The 19,115-nt window shown below is 39.6% G+C and carries 20 protein-coding genes; 7 read left to right on the forward strand and 13 right to left on the reverse strand.

Annotation, left to right across the window (positions count from 1 at the left end; all coding sequences use genetic code 11):
- Positions 1-73 precede the first annotated feature (73 nt).
- Positions 74-1,618 (forward strand): hypothetical protein, encoded by a 1,545-nt coding sequence (locus VHO47_04775; GenBank protein HEX2978406.1) that lies wholly within the window; start codon positions 74-76, stop codon positions 1,616-1,618.
- A 5-nt stretch (positions 1,619-1,623) separates the two neighbouring features.
- Here VHO47_04775 and VHO47_04780 read toward each other — a convergent pair whose 3' ends face one another.
- From VHO47_04780 to VHO47_04790, 3 genes are all read right to left on the reverse strand, one after another.
- On the reverse strand, positions 1,624-2,328 hold the full coding sequence (locus VHO47_04780; protein HEX2978407.1) for a nitroreductase family protein: 705 nt from the start codon (positions 2,326-2,328) through the stop codon (positions 1,624-1,626).
- Positions 2,329-2,443: 115 nt separating this feature from the next.
- A complete protein-coding gene (locus tag VHO47_04785) occupies positions 2,444-2,815 on the reverse strand; it encodes a hypothetical protein (protein HEX2978408.1) in 372 nt (123 codons plus the stop codon).
- Complete coding sequence (locus VHO47_04790) at positions 2,815-3,390, reverse strand: nitroreductase family protein (GenBank protein HEX2978409.1); 576 nt, start codon at positions 3,388-3,390, stop codon at positions 2,815-2,817. The genes VHO47_04785 and VHO47_04790 overlap by 1 nt, the downstream gene beginning before the upstream one ends.
- Before the next feature lie 126 nt (positions 3,391-3,516).
- Here VHO47_04790 and VHO47_04795 point away from each other — a divergent pair, with 126 nt between their 5' ends.
- A complete protein-coding gene (locus VHO47_04795; GenBank protein HEX2978410.1) occupies positions 3,517-3,912 on the forward strand; it encodes a hypothetical protein in 396 nt (131 codons plus the stop codon).
- An 8-nt stretch (positions 3,913-3,920) separates the two neighbouring features.
- Positions 3,921-4,832 carry a hypothetical protein gene (locus VHO47_04800; GenBank protein ID HEX2978411.1) on the forward strand — a complete coding sequence of 304 codons (912 nt, stop codon included), beginning with the start codon at positions 3,921-3,923 and terminating at the stop codon, positions 4,830-4,832.
- On the opposite strand, the gene VHO47_04805 is transcribed toward VHO47_04800, so the two are convergent.
- From VHO47_04805 to VHO47_04835, 7 genes are read right to left on the reverse strand one after another with little or no spacing between them, the layout of a single operon-like run.
- Positions 4,794-6,383 carry an MlaD family protein gene (locus tag VHO47_04805; GenBank protein ID HEX2978412.1) on the reverse strand — a complete coding sequence of 530 codons (1,590 nt, stop codon included), beginning with the start codon at positions 6,381-6,383 and terminating at the stop codon, positions 4,794-4,796. The genes VHO47_04800 and VHO47_04805 overlap by 39 nt on opposite strands.
- A gap of 15 nt (positions 6,384-6,398) precedes the next feature.
- Positions 6,399-7,478, reverse strand: coding sequence for a hypothetical protein (locus VHO47_04810; GenBank protein ID HEX2978413.1), 1,080 nt, complete (start codon positions 7,476-7,478; stop codon positions 6,399-6,401).
- Positions 7,475-8,269, reverse strand: a complete 795-nt coding sequence (locus VHO47_04815; GenBank protein ID HEX2978414.1) for a hypothetical protein — start codon at positions 8,267-8,269, stop codon at positions 7,475-7,477. The genes VHO47_04810 and VHO47_04815 overlap by 4 nt, the downstream gene beginning before the upstream one ends.
- Positions 8,266-8,703, reverse strand: a complete 438-nt coding sequence (locus VHO47_04820; protein HEX2978415.1) for a prepilin-type N-terminal cleavage/methylation domain-containing protein — start codon at positions 8,701-8,703, stop codon at positions 8,266-8,268. The genes VHO47_04815 and VHO47_04820 overlap by 4 nt, the downstream gene beginning before the upstream one ends.
- Complete coding sequence (locus VHO47_04825; GenBank protein ID HEX2978416.1) at positions 8,681-9,241, reverse strand: type II secretion system protein; 561 nt, start codon at positions 9,239-9,241, stop codon at positions 8,681-8,683. Before VHO47_04825 ends, VHO47_04820 begins: the two co-directional genes overlap by 23 nt.
- Positions 9,228-9,647: a type II secretion system protein GspG gene (locus VHO47_04830; GenBank protein HEX2978417.1), complete on the reverse strand. Its 420-nt coding sequence runs from the start codon at positions 9,645-9,647 to the stop codon at positions 9,228-9,230. The genes VHO47_04825 and VHO47_04830 overlap by 14 nt, the downstream gene beginning before the upstream one ends.
- A gap of 17 nt (positions 9,648-9,664) precedes the next feature.
- Positions 9,665-10,885: a type II secretion system F family protein gene (locus VHO47_04835; GenBank protein ID HEX2978418.1), complete on the reverse strand. Its 1,221-nt coding sequence runs from the start codon at positions 10,883-10,885 to the stop codon at positions 9,665-9,667.
- A gap of 142 nt (positions 10,886-11,027) precedes the next feature.
- Here VHO47_04835 and VHO47_04840 point away from each other — a divergent pair, with 142 nt between their 5' ends.
- A complete protein-coding gene (locus VHO47_04840; GenBank protein ID HEX2978419.1) occupies positions 11,028-12,050 on the forward strand; it encodes a hypothetical protein in 1,023 nt (340 codons plus the stop codon).
- A gap of 1 nt (position 12,051) precedes the next feature.
- On the opposite strand, the gene VHO47_04845 is transcribed toward VHO47_04840, so the two are convergent.
- From VHO47_04845 to VHO47_04855, 3 genes are read right to left on the reverse strand one after another with little or no spacing between them, the layout of a single operon-like run.
- The gene (locus VHO47_04845; protein ID HEX2978420.1) at positions 12,052-12,483 is read right to left on the reverse strand and encodes a hypothetical protein; all 432 of its coding nucleotides are present in this window, start codon (positions 12,481-12,483) and stop codon (positions 12,052-12,054) included.
- 12 nt (positions 12,484-12,495) lie between these two features.
- Positions 12,496-13,767 carry a hypothetical protein gene (locus VHO47_04850; protein ID HEX2978421.1) on the reverse strand — a complete coding sequence of 424 codons (1,272 nt, stop codon included), beginning with the start codon at positions 13,765-13,767 and terminating at the stop codon, positions 12,496-12,498.
- A 27-nt stretch (positions 13,768-13,794) separates the two neighbouring features.
- Positions 13,795-16,473 carry a hypothetical protein gene (locus tag VHO47_04855; protein ID HEX2978422.1) on the reverse strand — a complete coding sequence of 893 codons (2,679 nt, stop codon included), beginning with the start codon at positions 16,471-16,473 and terminating at the stop codon, positions 13,795-13,797.
- 196 nt (positions 16,474-16,669) lie between these two features.
- Here VHO47_04855 and VHO47_04860 point away from each other — a divergent pair, with 196 nt between their 5' ends.
- The 3 genes from VHO47_04860 to VHO47_04870 all read left to right on the forward strand — a co-directional run bounded on the left by VHO47_04860 (position 16,670) and on the right by VHO47_04870 (position 19,087).
- Entirely contained in the window at positions 16,670-17,539 is an 870-nt protein-coding gene (locus VHO47_04860; GenBank protein HEX2978423.1) for a hypothetical protein, read from the forward strand.
- A 131-nt stretch (positions 17,540-17,670) separates the two neighbouring features.
- Positions 17,671-18,606, forward strand: coding sequence for a hypothetical protein (locus tag VHO47_04865; protein ID HEX2978424.1), 936 nt, complete (start codon positions 17,671-17,673; stop codon positions 18,604-18,606).
- 22 nt (positions 18,607-18,628) lie between these two features.
- On the forward strand, positions 18,629-19,087 hold the full coding sequence (locus tag VHO47_04870) for a hypothetical protein (protein HEX2978425.1): 459 nt from the start codon (positions 18,629-18,631) through the stop codon (positions 19,085-19,087).
- Positions 19,088-19,115: the final 28 nt, after the last annotated feature.

A 19,115-nucleotide genomic window follows, 5' to 3' on the forward strand; every position in this document is an offset into this window, starting at 1 on the left:
GTAATAAAGATTATTGAACGGGCAAAGCATAGTTTACTATAATTAAAAAAAATGGGTGGTATGGAGGAAAAAAATGCGTTCAATAATGTTTTTGATTGGGTGGTGTTGCTTAACGCAATGTGCCTATGCTGCGCTTCATGAAAAAAAAGAAGAGAATTTCGAAAAACTAACGCTTAACTTTGCGGATACAACTCATACATTTGAAGGTGATCAACTTAAAAGATTGCTCACCCATTGTAAGCTTTTTGAAAAAAGCAAAGAACAAATCGTAGATTTAAAAAGCATCAGTTTTCAACCATTTACCAGATTTCTGCTCAATATTGGTGCTGATGAAAAATTCATGCGAATGCTTTTGGCAAATCAATCAGCTGAGGAACTTGGTAAGCAATTGCATATCTGCACCAACCTTCGGGCAGAATATTTAGGAAACATTATTTTAGAAATTTTTGCAAATCGTTTTATTTCAGATAAAGTACTTGAGCAATTCTCCCAAACTGGGGACATTCCGGCTAAAAATTTTTCGGCTACGCAAGAAAAGCAAATCGCACACAGCATATTAAAAATTTTAATGCCAAAAATAGTACCCTCGGTAACGGTAGACAAAAAAAGTATTGCCTTTAGCAAGATAAGCGACATCGCTTTTAGTCAAAGGGGCTTACGATTAGCCATCGCCGCAGATAAAGAAATTCATATCTTAAACCCAGATACGCTTGAACCATTTTATAAACCACTGTGCTGCCACAAAGATACCATTACAATGTTAGCATTTAATCCCTCAAGCGAATTTGAATTAGCGACGAGTTCATGCGATAGCACTATTCGATTATGGGATACCCTCAATGGGGGCCAGACTCGTTTTGAATTTAACCGACACAAAGCACCGGTAAACACGGTTTCATACACCAGTGAAACCGATCAACTAATATCTGGAGACCAAAAGGGAACGTTGTTTGTATGGGCCCCTTCCAAGGATTCGCCCGACATAACCTTTACAGACCAAGATTTTAATATTCGCGCCGCCGCGTATGATCCCACAGCCAAAAAAATTATCTACGGAAATCTTGATGGATTTAAAATTTTAAAATTCGTTGATGGTAAACCAAGTCTTCTATCAAAGATTGGTACGGATATTTCAAACATTCCAGACCTTTGTTATGCAGCAAAAAAATTGCTCATGCATATCCCACCAAATAATCAGATCTCATTTAAAAGTGAATGCACCGAAAAACTTCATGCCCACCACCCTCATATGGAAATGAAGCAAGAAACGTACGCAGAAAAAAATGAACTTGTCATTGTGGATAAACAACAAATCGTTCCACCACTCGTCCATGATGCTCACAAGGATTTAGTAAAAAAAATGGTATATCACCCAAATGGCAATCTCTTAGCATCAATTGACCATAAGGCAGACACATTCGTAATAACAGATCTGAGTCAAGTTAATGAACTTTATAAGATGAAGATCGGCACGAATTTATCACAAACGTTACTTTTAGCTGCGATAATGTCTAAAAAAATAGATCCAAAACAAATGCCGCAGCATTTTGAATCGACTGCGGCACCTTTAAAAAATATTTTTAGCTTGCTAGCACACGAAGCTAAAACAGCTCTTTGAAAATTTTACTCACCGATCTTCAAACACCCTTCAAATGCAAACGATTTGATTGGATTCCTAATTGATGGTTCTTCGCGCGATCGAAGCTCAGGAGGGAGTACCGACAGATCACCCGGTTTTCCAATTGCAATCATCATATGAATTTCAAAATCATCGGTAATCGAAAGATCTTTTCTCGCGCGCGCATAATCAAATCCGCCCATTCCGTGTGCTACTAAACCCATTTTTGATGCTTGAAGAGCAATGTTTTGCCAAGCAGCTCCGGTATCAAATCCGTGCGTCGGATTGAATTCGTGATTATGAGGGAAATACTTATAGGACATCACGAGAATCAGAGCGGAAGCATTGGTTGCCCATGATTTATTGAAATCGACCAACCAGTCAAAGAACGTATTCCATTCTGGTGTGCCGCGTTTTGCATACACAAAGCGCCATGGTTGTGCATTAAAAGAAGATGCGGCCCATCGTGCAGCTTCAAAAAGCGTCATAAGTTCTTCATCACTGATCCCTTTTCCCGAAAGTGCACGAGGCGACCACCGCTCAATAAAAATTTGTTCTACCGGAAAATCTGTTTTGCGGCAATTTATGGCTTGTGCATGGAGCGATTCACGCCGATTTTCCATATCTTTTTTTTCTGCGAGGGCTGCTACAACCATCGCGCCGCACACTACTACTACCGTATATGAAACAATAACTTTGAACATATGCATAAAATATCTCTCAATTTTTTGATCAAAAACTCACCCGAGTTTTTATGATTAGTATGATTAATTACTTCCCGCGGAAAGTAGGTTACCACAGAAGATTTTAGAGCACAAGATCCGATCAAGAAATCCCAAAAAGTGCTGCCACCAAGATCCAAGAAACAACCGCAATGCAAAAAAACAAAAGTAATAAACTATTTTTTTCTTTTTTTAATATTAGTGACCATAAAAATAATTGCGTCAGAACGCAAACGATCCCAGAAAAAAACCAGAGTCTAATTTTTTCAAAAAAAAACATTGGATAATAATCAATAACCAGAGCCCCTAAAGTGATTGCAAAAATCCCAACACCCATCGAAAGAAATTCTGCCAACACTAACCAATAAAGTGATCGATAAGAGCGAAATTCCTCAAGCGCGATTATGGCAAAGCAGTTAACAGTGAGTTGATAAACAATAACAAATCGAATTAACTGCTGCGATGCCGACTCCATTATTTTTCCTTGAAACTTCCTTCAAATACAATCGACTCGAGGGGATTGCGGTCTGACGGAATTTCGTGCGCCTGCATTTCCTTAGGTAGGTCCTCTTTTTTTCCAGGCTTACCGATCGCGCACATCGCTTCAACAGTATAACCTTCAGGAATGAGAAGTTCTTTTTTTGCACGATCGTAATCAAAGCCTTCCATTCCATGGACTACCAATCCATCTTGATATCCCTGCAGCGAAAGATTTTCCCATGCCGATCCCGTATCAAACGTATGGGTTCGGGAAGGCTTATTGTTATAACTGAAATTATCCCGTGAAACTATAACTACTAATGCGGCTGCATTTTTCGCCCACGATTGGTTTGCGGGCACCAAAAGATTAAAAAACTTTTCCCACGAATCAGTATTTTTTTTTGCATAAATAAAGCGCCATGGCTGATTATTATAAGAGGAGGGCGCCCATCGAGCAGCCTCAAAAAGCTGCATAAGCTCTTTATCGGTCATTGGTTGGCCAGACATCGCACGTGGCGACCAACGGTTAAGAATAATAGGATTAATTAAATAACTTGATTTTCGCGCCATTTGAACACCTCTTTTTCTTTTTTTTCAATCATAGGCACAGTTTTTGCCGAATCGCTAGATTCTGTTTTTCTTCAAAAACAATTTGTTACGGTTAATAATGATTGTGGTGAAAAAAAGAGGTTATTAATGATGCAAAAAAAAATTATTATTTCTTTACTCGTGCAGCTCGCGTTCTTTCATAACGTAATTGGCGAGCCACGCATTACCGTTACACTGCCGCAGGAATCTCCCACACCAAGAATCGCTGAAAACGTAGGTGCGCAAACTATAACTATGGAAATTGCTTTTCCCGCATCGCCCGCGCATAAAATTCAAGTCGTCAACAACAACATTAATACCGAAATTGTGACGCAAGAAGATCCCAAGTTTTCTACTGCCCCAACAGTCCCCGCTGCTAGAGCGCCAGATTTTTTAGACAGATCAATTCTTTTTACCATGATTGGCCTTCTTGCCGCCGGAACTTTTAGTGGAGCAAAATTTATAGTAGATAATGCTCCAAAATTATTATCCTATCGTCCTTAAGGAAAACTATGATGCATTTTTTATTTTTTGCATGTTGTGTTCTGATCAATGCGCATTATCTTGCAGCCGATAATTCACAACTTACTGAATCGCAAAAGCCAACCACCTCAGTAAAATTTCCGACGCCACCACAAACATTTAATTTACACGTAACGACACCGCAGCCCACCGTGCATATAGAAAATACAAACACAAATCTTAATCAGATCTCAATTCAGCAACAGTTCAGAGAATGGGCCGAGTACGGAAAAAATACGCATCATTATGCTAAAGGACAGCTTGTCGATCTTGGAGAATTTACCAAACTTTATATACAGCAAAATTATGGCAAGCTATTTTTAGGATCGATTGCAGCGATCTATGCTTATCTTACTCTTCGACTGCTTTATTTACACAGAAGCACATCGCATCAAGATTCATGGGCGCATTGGAAAAAAAATGAAAACATTGATGAGATCGAAACAATGACGCAAGCGCAACTTTCTGAAAAATTGGTGCTCGCTATTCAAGAAAAATATCAATCTGCAGAAAAAATAGCCGATTTTATTTCTCCTTTTGTCGCTTTTGTTAATGACACAAATAAAGAAATCAAAGATTTGAATTCTTATATTTGGCTTTTAGATACGCTTAAGCGACTGCGCCTCATTGGGCTTTTTCCTGGCTATCAAAAATCAATCGTACATGCACGCGAAAAATTAAAACGTGTAATGTATTTAAAAAATGTTTTTGGTGCATGGATGGCGGAATATAAATTACACAACAGCACACTTATCCAACAGCAACCGGCCGGCAGAAATAAACCAAAAACAGAAAACGAGAAAAAAACGCCCACGCGCAGATCATTTTTTGAAAGGCCGACTTCTACATTGCATCAGTTATCGCTATCTATTCAGTCCACCAAATCCAACAGTGCCAAGTAAAAATTTAATATCATCGTCGCAGAAACGGACACCGCCGCCAAAAAATGCATTTGCATTTTGACGACTTACAAAATCATCAGCTCCAAATGTTAAATAAATATTGCGCATAAAGAAAACTCGATTGAGCCATTTAAGATGCGGGCGAGAATCATTAAGGCGATCACGTCCTCTAAAATCGAACGCTTCAAAGGTTGTTACCCAGCGGAATGTATCAGGGCAACCAAACGGAATATCAATATCCAAGCCGATACCAATCGTGTTTTCAAATATTCCTAAGCGAAATGCGATGTCTTTAAAAATTTTACCAAACTGAAATCCGAATTTATAAATATCGAGTGAGCGTTTCGTTGTTTCAATAACACCAATAAGCTCCGGAATTGCCACTTTTTCTGCCAAAAGTTCACTTGGCAATAACAGCTTTCCATTTTCATCAAACCATTGCTTGGTAACAATTTGCCGATTCAATTTTCCTTTTTGTGAACCAACAATTTGAAAAACATAAAATTTATCTTCAGTTACATGAAAACGTGCGTCAAAATATCCTTTTGCATCCTCAAAATAAACATGTTCTGCTGGCCGGAACATAAACTCGCTGTGCGAATCGAGTACCACATTAACCGCATCCATTTTATTAAAATAGCCTTTTATTCCCTGAATCGTCACTTTCAAATCGCGATACGTTTCATCTTCATTAATGAGTTTGCCTAGAAGCCCCTTGCCTTCATCAAGCTTTCCGGCAACGGAACTTACATTTTTAAAACCATCGCGCGCTTGAAACGCTGCATCTTCTAATGCTTGCGCGGCAGCTTCAAATCTATCTGCTAAACGAGATACATCTCGATCAATTGTTTGCGATGTATTGGCGATACTGCTTTGCAAATCGGGAAATTTATCCCGCAAGCCGTGAGTAAATTCACGAAGATCACTTAAAATGCCATTAAGATTTTGTTCGTTGCCAATAAGCGTTCTATCAAGTACCTGAGAAATAGAGGCAATACGCTCTGCTGCCTCTTGGAAATTTTTAAACATCCCGCGCAGTTCATCTGAGCCGTGCGCACCTCCAAAAGTTTCTCTTAAAGAACGCGTTACTTGCTGAACGTCGGTCGCAATATCGCGCATCCGCACTAAAATATCATCGACAGAAGCGGGTGATCTGCCCGAAGCACCGAGTACGTCACCGGGAAATAATCGTGCTTGATCAGCATCTCCCGGAAAAATATCTAAATATTTAGTACCCAAAATCCCATCTTGGCGAACAACTGCGTACGCATCGCGATATAAAATAAAATCTTTTTGCACCATAATTGTGGCGCATGCTTGAAAATGTGGATGCGTGGCTAATTCTATTTTTTCAATCCACCCGACTTTAACGCCAGCGATTTTTACATCAGCTTTTTTTTCCATCCCTGATACATCGTTAAAATAGACGATGTAATGATGGTACTTAAGACGATCAAAACGAAAAACGCCAAGAAAAAAACTCAAATAAAAAAAAATACCTAGGGCTGTCAGGATAAAGATCCCAACGATGGTTTCTGCCTTAATCTGCAATGCTAACCCTTTATGTCAAATCCAGTAGAGCTTGTTGATTGCAAAAGGCACAGGATTGTCTTCGGCCTTTTTGCGTTTTCCTATAATAGCATAAATTTTTTGTGTTATCGCCCCAATTTTGGCATAACACAGCACAGAAAACGCATTTGGCTCGAATTTAGGATTTAAAAGGGGAACAAGTTCTTTGGACAGATTTTTAAATTCTTTACCATAAAGTGGTTGTAAAAATTTGTCCCATAATTGTTCAAGAGGCATAATTTGCTTGAAATTGGTAAGCGATTCTTTAAGCAATTCTTCCCGTTTTTTTTCATTTGCTTGTACACGAGGAGCGTTAAACGCGGCAAGCGCAGCATCGGAAAGAAACCAAGCCAATAATTGCGGCTGGCCACTATCTATAGTAAAAAGATCCCTTAAATAGAGTGGCCTCTTTTGATCTTTAACTTCCGGATTTGGTGGTTCATAAAAAATCGCATCCTTAAACACCGATGCAAATTCAGGTATTTCAAGCAGTTCCGTCACATCATTAAATTTGCTTTGCCGCTGCTTCATATATTTTTCAAACGGCTCAAACAGATCTTTGTCTTTTGTAAACTTTTTTATAGCTGCAAATAATGCTTGCGCATTTTTTTTACCATCTTGTTGGCCAGGGGGTGCGTTTTCATTTTTAAATTTTTTCGCTTCAAAATCGAACCATTCATGCAAATCAAATTTGCCATTTTCGCACATGATGCAAAATTGTACCGTTGCATCAATACCTTCTTTATCTTTGGTGAGATTAAGAATTTGCCATTGATTGAGCGGAGGAATAATTGTTTTTACCGCTTCAAGCAATGGATCTTTTTTTTCCTGGCCCGCCGCTTCTCTTTGCGCAGCAGTACCACTTTGAGTATCCAGCAGCGAAAGTTGACTTATTGCTAGTTGTGCTGCACCAAGCGCTAACGCTTTAGCTTGCTCCCTTTGGATCATCGTATGATCAAAAGCCACTTGCACCGATCCGCGATATGAAAGGCGCGAAACAAGCATTAATGCTATCGCGATAATCATGACCGTAAGAACTAATATGTATCCTGATTGTTGATTCGTACTTGATTTCACAATTGCTCTCGTGCAAAAATTTCATACATAAACGAATATTTTTTTTCTTCTTCCATTGCTTCATCCCAAAGTACCAACTCTATTTTAATAAATTGAGGCAGATCCGGTTTGGCGTCAGTTTTTTTTTCTTTTTCTGGCCATTCTTGAAATGTACTATATTCTTTTTTCTGATCTTTATTATCCTGCTTTTTTGGCGCACTGTATTCAACTTTCATGCTTTTGATAAATGAGCCAATTTGATAACCTTTGATTTGTTTGGCAGCTTTGTCCTCATACGCATCGAACGAAAGATCAGATCCTTCCTGCCGCGTTAAAATATAACTTCCAGAATGCTCCTTATCTGCCGCCAATCGATAGACTACGCGCACAAGGCGAGGCTTTGGAACAACTCCTTTTTCTTTTTCGTAAATAGACAACGGATTGTTGGTAATGAAACTCAATACAGAAAGATTATTGTCTTTATTTTTTCCTATAAAAACATTTTCAAGAAGTTTCTTTTTTTCTTCCTTTTTAAGCGGCTCTTTTTGAGCAGTTGCATCTTTTTGGCCAGGCACAGGAGTACTTTTTTTCTCTGGAACTGGAACTGCTTGCACCGGAATAAATGCTCCGTTCAAATCTTTTTGGAGTTGATTGTCAATGATGGCAACGCGTACATCGCGGCTAATAATACGATCAACGAAATTATTAACACGATTAATAAGTGAAAAACTACTGAAAAGCACCGTAACTAGAATGCCAGAAAAAAGCATTCCTATTACGAGTTCAATAAGCGTTAAGCCTGGGTTTTTCATGATTTTTTTTGCTCCGGCTTATAGAGAAATGAAATCATTTTTTCTTCTCGCTTGCCGTACCATTCATCCCATTGCGCGCGTAGCGATTCGATCATAATTGAGGGAAATTTTTCTAAAGGAGAGCTTTTTTGCGGTTTTTTTAATTCGTACGTAATAGTGACAGGTGGAGTTCCAACCGTCTCTTTAGATTTTTTACTCGCTGGGCCATAAAGCCCTTCCTTGGCTCGATCGAAAACCGCTTGCTCCATTCTTTTTTTCATCAAAATGATACTTTGCCAGCTTGTTGCGTAGCTCGTTACACTATCGGTAATTCTTTGTTGGAGTAAAAAAATCGAGGTGAGCACCGAGCCTACAATAAAAAGAGCAAGCATTACTTCAATGAGTGAAAATCCTGTGCGCTTGCTTTGTGTATTATGATTTGCTAAATGCATCATACTCACTTAATTGTGCCGTGAACGGATTAATACTTAAACTAAACTGCTTAGCTTTACCTTGCGCATCAACATCTTTTAAATCGATCGCATTTATAATTACTTCCTGCACTAGCCCTTCAGGAACAATATAAAACCATATCGTTTCGATTTTTATTCCCGGCTGATTAAGCATATCGCTTCCTTGAATAAAAAATTGCCGCAATTCGATGGTGGCTGGAATTTTAAAAGGGGCAGAAACATACGGGATAGTTACCGGCTCATAATTTTCTTTCGTACTTTTTTCCGGAGCGCGCACCACACGTTCAACAAGTATAGTGCGCGCTTTAAGATCAAAATTAACACGATGCAGTTGCTGCGTTTGCAATGTTTGCAACCAAGCAGAACGAATCAGGCTTTCAAATTGTGCGATAAAATCTTTACGTTCATACTCAGCATTGCGAAATCGTAAAGTTGGAATCGCAACCAATCCAATAAGCCCTAGAATAAATAAAACTACCAAGAGTTCTATAAGCGAAAATCCGCTCTTATTCCCAGGCACTTATGCGATCCTCAGGAGTGCTATCCTCTGGATTTGAAACGCCGTATGAATAGAGCTCATAAGGATGTTTGCTACCAGATGGCAGTACTTTGTAATAAAATTCATTGCCCCATGCATCTTTAGGCAATTTATCCATGCGTGCTCTCCAGCCTTTTCCTTCTTCACCCTTAGGTCGTTCAACTAAATCGAGAAGGCGCGCGGGAAATTTACCGTGCTCCATTTGATATAAATTTACTTCATTTTTTACCACTTGAAGACTTGCACCGGTACTGCGCGAACGGGCAGAATTAACGATGGCAAAATATGATGGCACCGCAATCGCCATAACTAAACCAAGAATTAAAAAAGCAACCATGATTTCTATAAGAGAAAATCCCGGAGCTGCTTGCCTATTTTCAATTGTCATAAAAATGCCCTTTCCCATTAAATATTAAATTTTTGAGTGACGCCAAGAATTGGCTGGATAACCGACATAACAACAAATCCGACAGAGATCGCCATAATTACGAGCATAATCGGTTCAAGAAGTGTTGAAAGTGTATTTGCATATTCTGCCAAATCATCTTCATAATTTTTAGCAATCGTCAGCAGCATGAAATCAAGCTGACCGCTTTGTTCCCCTGTATTAATCAAATAAGTAGCAATAGGAGGAAAAATATTTGTTTGTTTTAAGTATTCTGAAATCTTACCTTGTTTGATAATTTTATCGCGCGCTTCACTTAACGCATCCTTGAGCACTCGATTATCGATTACTTTAACAACAATATCAAGCGAATCGGAGAGATTAACGCCGCTTTCTAAAAGCATTCCCAGTGTTCTGCTAAATTGCACCACTGCACCCATTTGCGTGAAATAACCAATGATCGGCAATTTGAGTTTTATCCCGTCAATGATACGCCCACCAGAAGCTGTTGATCTAAACCAACGATACGCAAAAATCAGTACAATAACTACGCCAATAATAACTAAATAATAAGAGCGAATGGCGGTCGATATCGCAAGAAGAAAACGAGTTGTTGCAGGAAGAGCTTGATCTTGGCCAAAGGCAGAAACTAAATTTGGTAAAACAAACGTCACCAATGCACCAACAATGGCGATCATCATCACTAACTGGATAAGCGGATAAGTCAGTGCGCCTTTAACCTTTTTAACAATAGCCTGACGGCGCTCCATATATTCAACTAATCGATCCAGAATAGTTTCAAGCTTACCGCTCGCTTCGCCCGCGCGCACAAGCTGAACATAAATATTATCAAACACTTTTGGATATTTGCCCAATCCTTCAGCCAGTGATTTACCTTCTTTTAAATCATCCCGCACAGAAACTAAGATCGTGCGCATTCTTCCCTGAAACTGGTCCACTAGGAGCTCAAATGCCTGCAAAAGCGGTACGCCAGATTTTAAAAGCACTGCTAATTGTTTGGTAAAAAGAATTTTATCTTTAAACGAAACGCGAGAGAAAAGACCACGCACGCGCTGCCAGAGCGATTGCCCAGCAGTTTCATTGGTTGTCGATTTTATATCAATGGGATATAAACCGTTTTTAATAATCCAATCTCGAGCCGCATCCACCGTGGGTGCATCAACGGTCCCTGTCACCCGTTTACCATTTTTTGCGAGCGCTTGATATGCAAATAATGCCATTTATCTCTTCCTTGAGAGCATGTTTTCAAAACAGTCAATCGGGTTCATGATTAATTGACACAGAGGTTGTTGCATGTATGCTCTTTTTCATGATACGATCTTTTTCTATAGTTATTAACACTTTATTTCTAGGAGAAGCGCGATGCTATTAAAAAATCGACGATTTTTAATGATAGTGCTCAGCGCCATTTTCATTCATACTTTAACCGCTATGGATAATCAAGGTTTTACCTATAGCGAAAGCAATTATAACGCATACTCTACCGATAACGATAAACTTTTAGAATCATTTTATCAACCGATCAATTTTACTAAAACAGGTTTTCGTGACTTTTTGCAAAATGCGTTTAATAATCCTATTTATTCAAAAGAATTTTTGCCGCACAATCTCGATAAACCAGTAAATCAATTTTTAATGTGGTCGAAACAATCGCATCAAAGCGCTGCTTCAACGAGCGCCTCTCTTCGTCTTTTCACCAACAAGCTCAAAGCTGCCCCTTATATGACCGCTGGCCCTATTCTTGCAATAACTGCGGAAATGCCAGGATATCTAAAAGATTCGATGATCGAGCAACCAACTACCATGTTTGCCAAACTTAAAAAACTCGTGAAGCGACTTTTATTCACTGCATTCAATGCCCATTTCGACTATTTTAAAGCTGAACCAAATAATTTCTTGGATACACTCGCAACCGATATTGTTAAGGAAGTTAAAGAAAGTGAATTTATGCAAGCGGAGCTTGATAAAGAACAACTGCGTACAACGGTTGTACATTTTCTTGATACGGGACTTTCAAAAATTATCTGGAGCCCATTGGATCAAACCGATGCATGGGATTCATTTAGAAAAATTTCAGAGCATCTAAATTCATTAAAAGAACATGAAATTATCATAGAAGATGATCTTGACGATCTGCTTAATACGCTCGTTGAACGCTTTATTCATTTCCTTGAATTAGCTGGCTCTGATCTTCTAATGGATACGGTGATTACAATAGAAAAAGATGTAGCGCTTGACGATTGCATTGTCTGCCACGTATGCGAACAAGAAGATGATTTGATTACCAAAAAGCAGCGGCTCCTTGATGCGCTGAGCACAACTCGCGCAAAAATTGCAGCACGCTCTCAAGGAATTATTACTGAAGTAATTGCGCTGCAAAAATAAATTAGGTGTGCGAATCAGGAAAATCAATTTTCCTGAAATACGTGTCGAGTTCTTTAGGTGATAATCGTGAAAAAGCAGGATGCATTAAACCAGTTGGCGTATCATTGAAAATTGCGCCTCTATTAATTCGTAAAGAACGCTCTTTGGCTGATAGCTTATTGAATTTCTCAATGTATACTTCTTTTTCATCTAGTTCGTTGCCTTTTTTATCAAACGGAGACGTGTTCAGATTCTCAGGAGAATGAAATTGCTCACGGGTAATTACTCGCAATAGAAGAGTTGTGTCAAAATTGAAACATAAATTTTCAAATCCAGGTTCTCTGGAAGCATCTCTATTATCTAAAACCGTAATTTTCTGGGAATCAGTCTCCATGCAATTGTTCTGAGTCGTTATTAAAAATGCTATGAGATAGACAACTGCGCGACTCGTCATAAAATAACTCCTCTAGAAACTCAAAGAAAATGTTCCGCCTATAGTTACTTCCTCAATTGAGCGTGTTCCTGGAAGTGGCAATTTAAAAAAACCAGAAACCTGTGGCCTAAATCCTCTGCACTCTGGAATAATCGCTTGAAAGTCATAACCAACTTTGAAAATAAGCTCATTAATTGTCCACCCTTGCAAGCTTTGAGCACTATTTGCAATATCTTGATTAAACTCATTTGTGCACAAACTCAAACTATCATCATCGTGGCGCCAATATTGATATGCTGCTCCAAACCAAAAGCCGCCGCCCAAAAGATTATACACGTCAGCATGCACATCAAATCGCTGTGTAAAACCGTATTCTTTAAATGCGCGCGTTTTTGCGAGCAAAAGAAAATCGGTTTGGTCAAAATTCACTTTTATTCGACGTTCACGAATATTTCCAAAAAGATGAATAAACTCTGCATCGATGCCGGCACGAATATAGTTCCACCAATCAACGTTGATGGCCCCTCCCAAAATAATGCCAACAGAACGATCAAATCCATACGGCATTGAAAGAATATCATTGATATTTGTTGGCGCACCGAACGGAATAGTGAGCCCCGCGCGTGCATTGAGTTGCACACTTTTCAATACGGGTTTGCCTTGATAAAATTCGCGCAGCCATTCAACAACAACTGCAGCATCCCCAATGCCAATTTGCTTCCAACCTCCAATATTGAGCGTTGGATCGAACTGACTTAGAACGAATGCGAACTGATTGGTCAAGTTTTCACGCACCGTAATATCTGATGCGGTAACAAAATTTGTCTGATCAGTGAAAACAACATTTTTTAAATGTGTTGCGTAAAAAGGAATATGAAAACCTATCGTAAAATTGTGCGGTGCATGATAACGAGCCGACCATCCAAAAGTACTCGCTTCATAATTTCCTGTTACCTTAAAATTTCCTCGAATTCCATCGTCCACCGGCGAGCCCAAAACATCCACAAAAAAATCGGTTTCAGGAGAATCTGGGCCAAACCCTTTAAGCATCGCAATCGCATCTTGATTTGGTGTCCAAATTTGTGTTACAGGAACCTTTTGGCCTTCTGCATTATAGCCATACGCACGCAAACCAAATTCGCCCCATCCCGTAATTTGCACATGCGTATTGCACCATTTTGGCGGCCGTAAGTTAATATCCCATGGTCTAAATAAATTTATCGGAAACATTCCATAAGATTGGGCGCTCATCATCGCAGCAAACCCAATAAGAATAATTTTTATACTATGTTTTTTTATCGTCATCGATGCATTCCTCGCCCGCTAAAATCTCTATTCGCGTACATAGATACCGCCGTTTCCGCACAGCATTAATCGCCCTGTACTCGTATCAAAAACAGTATGATCGATCTCTGTCCAATACGGCCCTGAAGCTGGTACAAAAGTATTATTCGTCTTGTGTAATCCTAAGCGCATCCCAGGAATCATTAATTGATGAACCTGAAAAAATGGCGCCACTCCTCGGCCGGCAGCTTGCGTCATCAAAAGATGCGATCCTTCAACTAAAATAGTACGGCGATGCGCTTTGCAATTGAGAAGGACATCCTGCCCCTCTTTATATGGAATAATTTTCAATTCACCGTTTATATAATAAAAACGATAGACAAACGAATTAGCTTCAAGCACCGAACCGGTAAGAACATAAATTTGTTTTTTTTCGTCAGAACGCGTGTAATCGGCAGCGCATACCGCGCAAAGGCTTGTTATCGTTTTATCCTCGAGTAATGCCACCGACTGCCATTTGCAATCTTGTGCATTCTGAACAACGCGCAAAGAAACACCAGGAATCGTATTAAATAAACCACGCGTTGTTGCCACAATAGCGCCACATTTCCCGATTATCGCATCGGTAATAGTGCCCTTTGTATATTCTTTTGCTGAAAATATTCGCGTCGATAAAAGTTCATTTTTAATAATCGCTTCCGGATAAAGCTCAAGCCGTTCAAGTGCGGCACGCGTCATCACAAAAAGGCAATCATCTCCTGAAATTAACTTTTCTATACCACGATTTGTGCCAATTTTTTTCCATGAATATCGTTCGTGAGTACTTTCAAGTAAGAAATCTTCAAACGTTGCTTGCGCAGAAATTCCTTTGCCATCTTTATCGCAAAGAACAGCAAGCCCTTTAATGCCGCCGACAACTAACAATGTTGTTTCATCTACTGCAACCGATGTTATGCACGTTATTGGCCCAAGATCATTCAGCACATCATTTTCAAAAACATGATGCAGTGGCGCACACTTGCGGCCCGTAAGCCCAAGAAAAACTTTCTGGTATCCGGTTGCTGCAATTAAACCGGCGTGATTATCGTTAACAACCATTCCGGGACTGTTTTTATCAAAGAACGCGACCGCTTGTACACCACCCAAGGCAGGAGAGAATGAATTCATAAACTCACGCGCTAAGGTAAACGTTGTTTGTTGTTCTCTGGATTGACTATTATCTACCGCAGGCAACCATGAAGATTTGTAAGGATGCAGCGCCTTTGTATCATCAATCCCAATTATTTGTAGAACGCGATGCTCATCGTTATACGTAAATTTAATTGGTTGCTGTTTTGTTGGGAAAGAGCGCTTCCATGGTGTCCATGAAACTATGCGGCCCTGCTGATCGAAAATGGGATCTGACGCAAAAAGCCCATGCGCATTCTCGTCCGTTCCTCGTACGGCAACCCACACCGAATCACCCACAGTTTTCATATCCACGATTGCGCCAGGAAGTTGCGCTCCTGCGCCGATGGTAATTGATTCGGTATCGAGCATCGTTTGTGCAAATTTATTTACAAATACAAATCCCCGATCCGGACTCATAACCGTTTGGTTATTTGCCAACGTTCCAAGCTCTGGATTTTCGCTCCATTCTGAAAAAGCTGCGTTCCACAATCGATCCACAATAGGAAATGCAAACATCTTCTTATTGGTTTCTTCTGGGCCACCATTACCGCCAACCATAACTAAATAAAGTGATCCGGTTGATGTTCTGAGCGTTCGAACTTTGTGTAAACTTATTTTTTTTGATGAACCCATTGCGCTGAATGGCGTATCGCCCAGTTGCGCAAGAGATTCATGCGATACAAAAGGCTCAATGTATAAACGATCGCCAACTAATCTGCCCACCAGCAACGCACAACTGCCCTGATCACAAGCGGCATTGCTCTTCGTTGTTGATTGAACTGCAATAAAGAGGCGCCTCAGATGGTGATCCCAGTGCAAATCTATCGCATTTGGCATTAAGCGATCCAAGCCACCCTTAATCGAAAGGCCAGTTGCACCAATTTCACGATTGTCGATCGGATAGGCACAGTTTCCATTACTTTTGCCATTGTGCGCATCCAATGGATTAAAATAAAAACGTTTTATGTATGGCTGTGGTTCTTCTTTATTTGTTTTTTCATTCCGAACCATCGTCACACCGATTTCGCGATCAAGCCGCAGCACTGCAATACCACCGCCAATTTCTCCAAACTGACCGCCATGCCCTTTTACAGCAGCAAAAAAATAATCGTGATCTATATTTTCCTGCGTTCCTGAAGCTCCAATGCTGAGCCCGATTATGCCATCGATTGGCAATGGGCCATTTTCGTTCGTTCCCGCATCGCATATTCCTTCGATGCTATTAATCGATAATACTGGGCCCGATGGAGCTGAAACAATATGATAAAGCGTGCTGGGTTCATCTTTAGTAACGATAAGTGGCTGATCGAGCAATAAATCAAAGAAACTTACCTCTTTATCGTGGAGCGGGTTATCTTTAACTTGTTGCCCGTTTACATACACGGTTGATGAATAACCGAACGGAACTTGCGTATCTCCAATGATTTTCAATGAAGATGTCTTGCCATCTTCCATGACGAAAGCAAGATTGCGGTAGGAAAAATCAACAATTGGATCAGCGGCACCATGCAAACTCAAGGCCTGGTTTAAAATCATAAGAATAAACAGAAGCATCATTCACCCGTCTCCTCTATGCATGCATTTTTTTGGTTACGCACCAGTTTACGCAAAATTTAAAAAAGTACCACTGTGGCTGCTTTCAACCTTTTATATTTTCTAGATTTCAAACCCACCGCAAAATTGAAAAGTTTTCCAGGTTAAATTATACTTTCGCTGTTAATAGCACGTCAGCATTTCTATTATGAGGATCATTATGAATTTTCACGCAACACGATCTTATGCTTATGCATTGATCGCAACTTTTTCTCTAAATGCGAAAGTTGCAGATTTGAGATACATAAAAAACAGCCTAACGCACGATCAGAAAGCGGTAGTTGAAAACATCGAAGTAATCGATCACAATAACTTAGCTCATAGTTTGGTAAAATTACTTGTTACTGTTCCAGAAGCACCGGTGCGCCCTCAACTGGAAAATTATAAAAAAGTTAAAACAACAGCTCGCATGAAAAACGCTGAAATAATGCTCAATTCTAACGGCGCAGGCGGTTCACACAAAGATAATTTACGTACCACTGAAGGATCGGTTTCGACAGAATACGATTATGCAAGATACAAAAAAGATATGGATGCTTTCCAAGAAAAAGCAGCCGTTTACCATGAAAGATATTATCTTGCTATGGATATTTTGAAAAATGTAAAAACACAAGATCTTGAGTTGCTTAAAAAGATAAATGAAACTCGCCCCGATTTAAATCTAGCGCAAAAAAAATCATCACTCGTCCAATTTCTAAAAGACGCTGCCTATACCGCGCAAGTTCGCGAAGGTGAAGCACGAGCTGAGCAAAAATTTGAAACGACCTCCCCACGATTGGAAAGCTGGTATCATTACTACACCAAATGCGCATTAGCATGGGGAGCACTTGCTGCCGTTGGGGTACTTGGAGTGGTTTATGGCGGACAAGAAGTCAAAGTTTTAAGCGGAGCAGGCGTAGCGGTTGGCACGCTGGGAACAATTGGCACTATTTTGACGTCGAATAACCACATCCATCATTATGAACGGCGAACAGAAAACGCGAATCAAAATATTGAACTTATTAAGAAATTTGAAAATCTCCAGTTTTAGCGAAGTCTCACGGATAAAGACCCTAGGGCAGCTCACCGCTGCCCTTTGTTTTTTTGTGTCATAACCCTCCATTCGCCTGTTCTCTAAAAACCTGCTAAAATAGCTTTATCTCTTCTTTTAATGAGGAAAAAATGAAAATAAAGCTCTTTTTTTCAATTGTGATGCATTCGATAGTTTCAGCGCATGTACAGGAAATTGATTTGCGGGATGTCTACAACTCTTTGCCCACCAAAAATCATGAACACGTTGTTGATGGTATCAATCAGCTCCACCCTTCGTTAATTTCTAAGGGAATTTCTGCAATACTCGTTAATTTACCTGAGCTTCCAGTAGCGCCAAGCAAAGACGATTTTAAGTTTGTAGAAACTACCAGTACCCAAAAATCGGATAATATGATCACGTTGTTATGGCGCGATGCAAAAGATATCAAAATGAGCCATAAAGAAAGCTCTACACAAAAAATTGATACTGCAGCATATCAGCAAGCGTTTCAGCGCTACCAAACAGAATTGGCTGCCTATAATAAATTGCTTAAATTGATCGATGCAATTCAATCAAATATTTCTTCACTTACTTTGAGGAATTTAAACGTTATCCACAAACTAAATCAGGCGCTTGATATTGCTCGTAAAAAGCTTCAAGAAGAATATTTCTTTAATAATGCGGTGCATACTGCGCGAATCAAATTAAATGAAATAACCGATGAGCAAAAAAGTGAAACGAGCCAAGAAGGTATTGATAAGTGGCAGTTTCGCTATCGTACCATTGGCCTTTTAAGCGCATTTTTGGGGCTCGCTGGCTGCTACCACGGATCAAAAACTGAGAATTGCGGTAATAGCTCGTATGATACAAGAAGAATCGTTATTGCAATCCCGTGCGCTGCATTAAGCGCAGCAGGAATAATCTGGAGCATCTATAATTCGCTGTATCACCATTGGTACTATCAACATCGCGTAGAAAAAGCGGTACAAAATTATACGATGATAAAAGAGTTCAATGAATTTGAATTTGATTCAGCGTTTGAAAATCCGATTGCAGTTCCTATGTCTTCAAGCGCAGGAATATAAAAATCTATAAAATGAGAGCGCAATGAAAAATTATCTTTTTCTCACTGCACTCGTCGTCTCATTTCAATTTCTTTACTTCCAAAATGGCTTATTAACTTCACGTGATGCGAGCGGGCTCACAATTGCATTACTGCTCTTTTCTCTTCATTATCTTGCGATACGAAAAAGAGTCGCCGCTTTTAATTTAGAAATCCCTGCGATTGATTCTATCGAACTTCTTGAAAAGGCGTTCGTGCAAAAAACCTATTTTAGTTTCCCGTTCTTTTTTTCAAGCAGTTACGCAGGGCCGAAAAGTAGTAACATCCATTATTTTTCGCATTATTGCTGCCCATCGTTTGTCGGTGCACATTTAGAAATGATTCTTGACCCGTCATCAAAAAAAGTTTCTAGTTCAAAAGCGAATATTACTTTTTCATTTCCAGCATTCTGTTCAATCGTCCTTTTTTCTTATTTTACAATAAAACTTTCTGCCTTGTTATAAATCGCAAAAACCCGGAAAGTAATTCAGG

This window comes from Candidatus Babeliales bacterium (assembly GCA_036260945.1).
In the GTDB taxonomy this organism is placed as follows: domain Bacteria; phylum Babelota; class Babeliae; order Babelales; family JACPOV01; genus JACPOV01.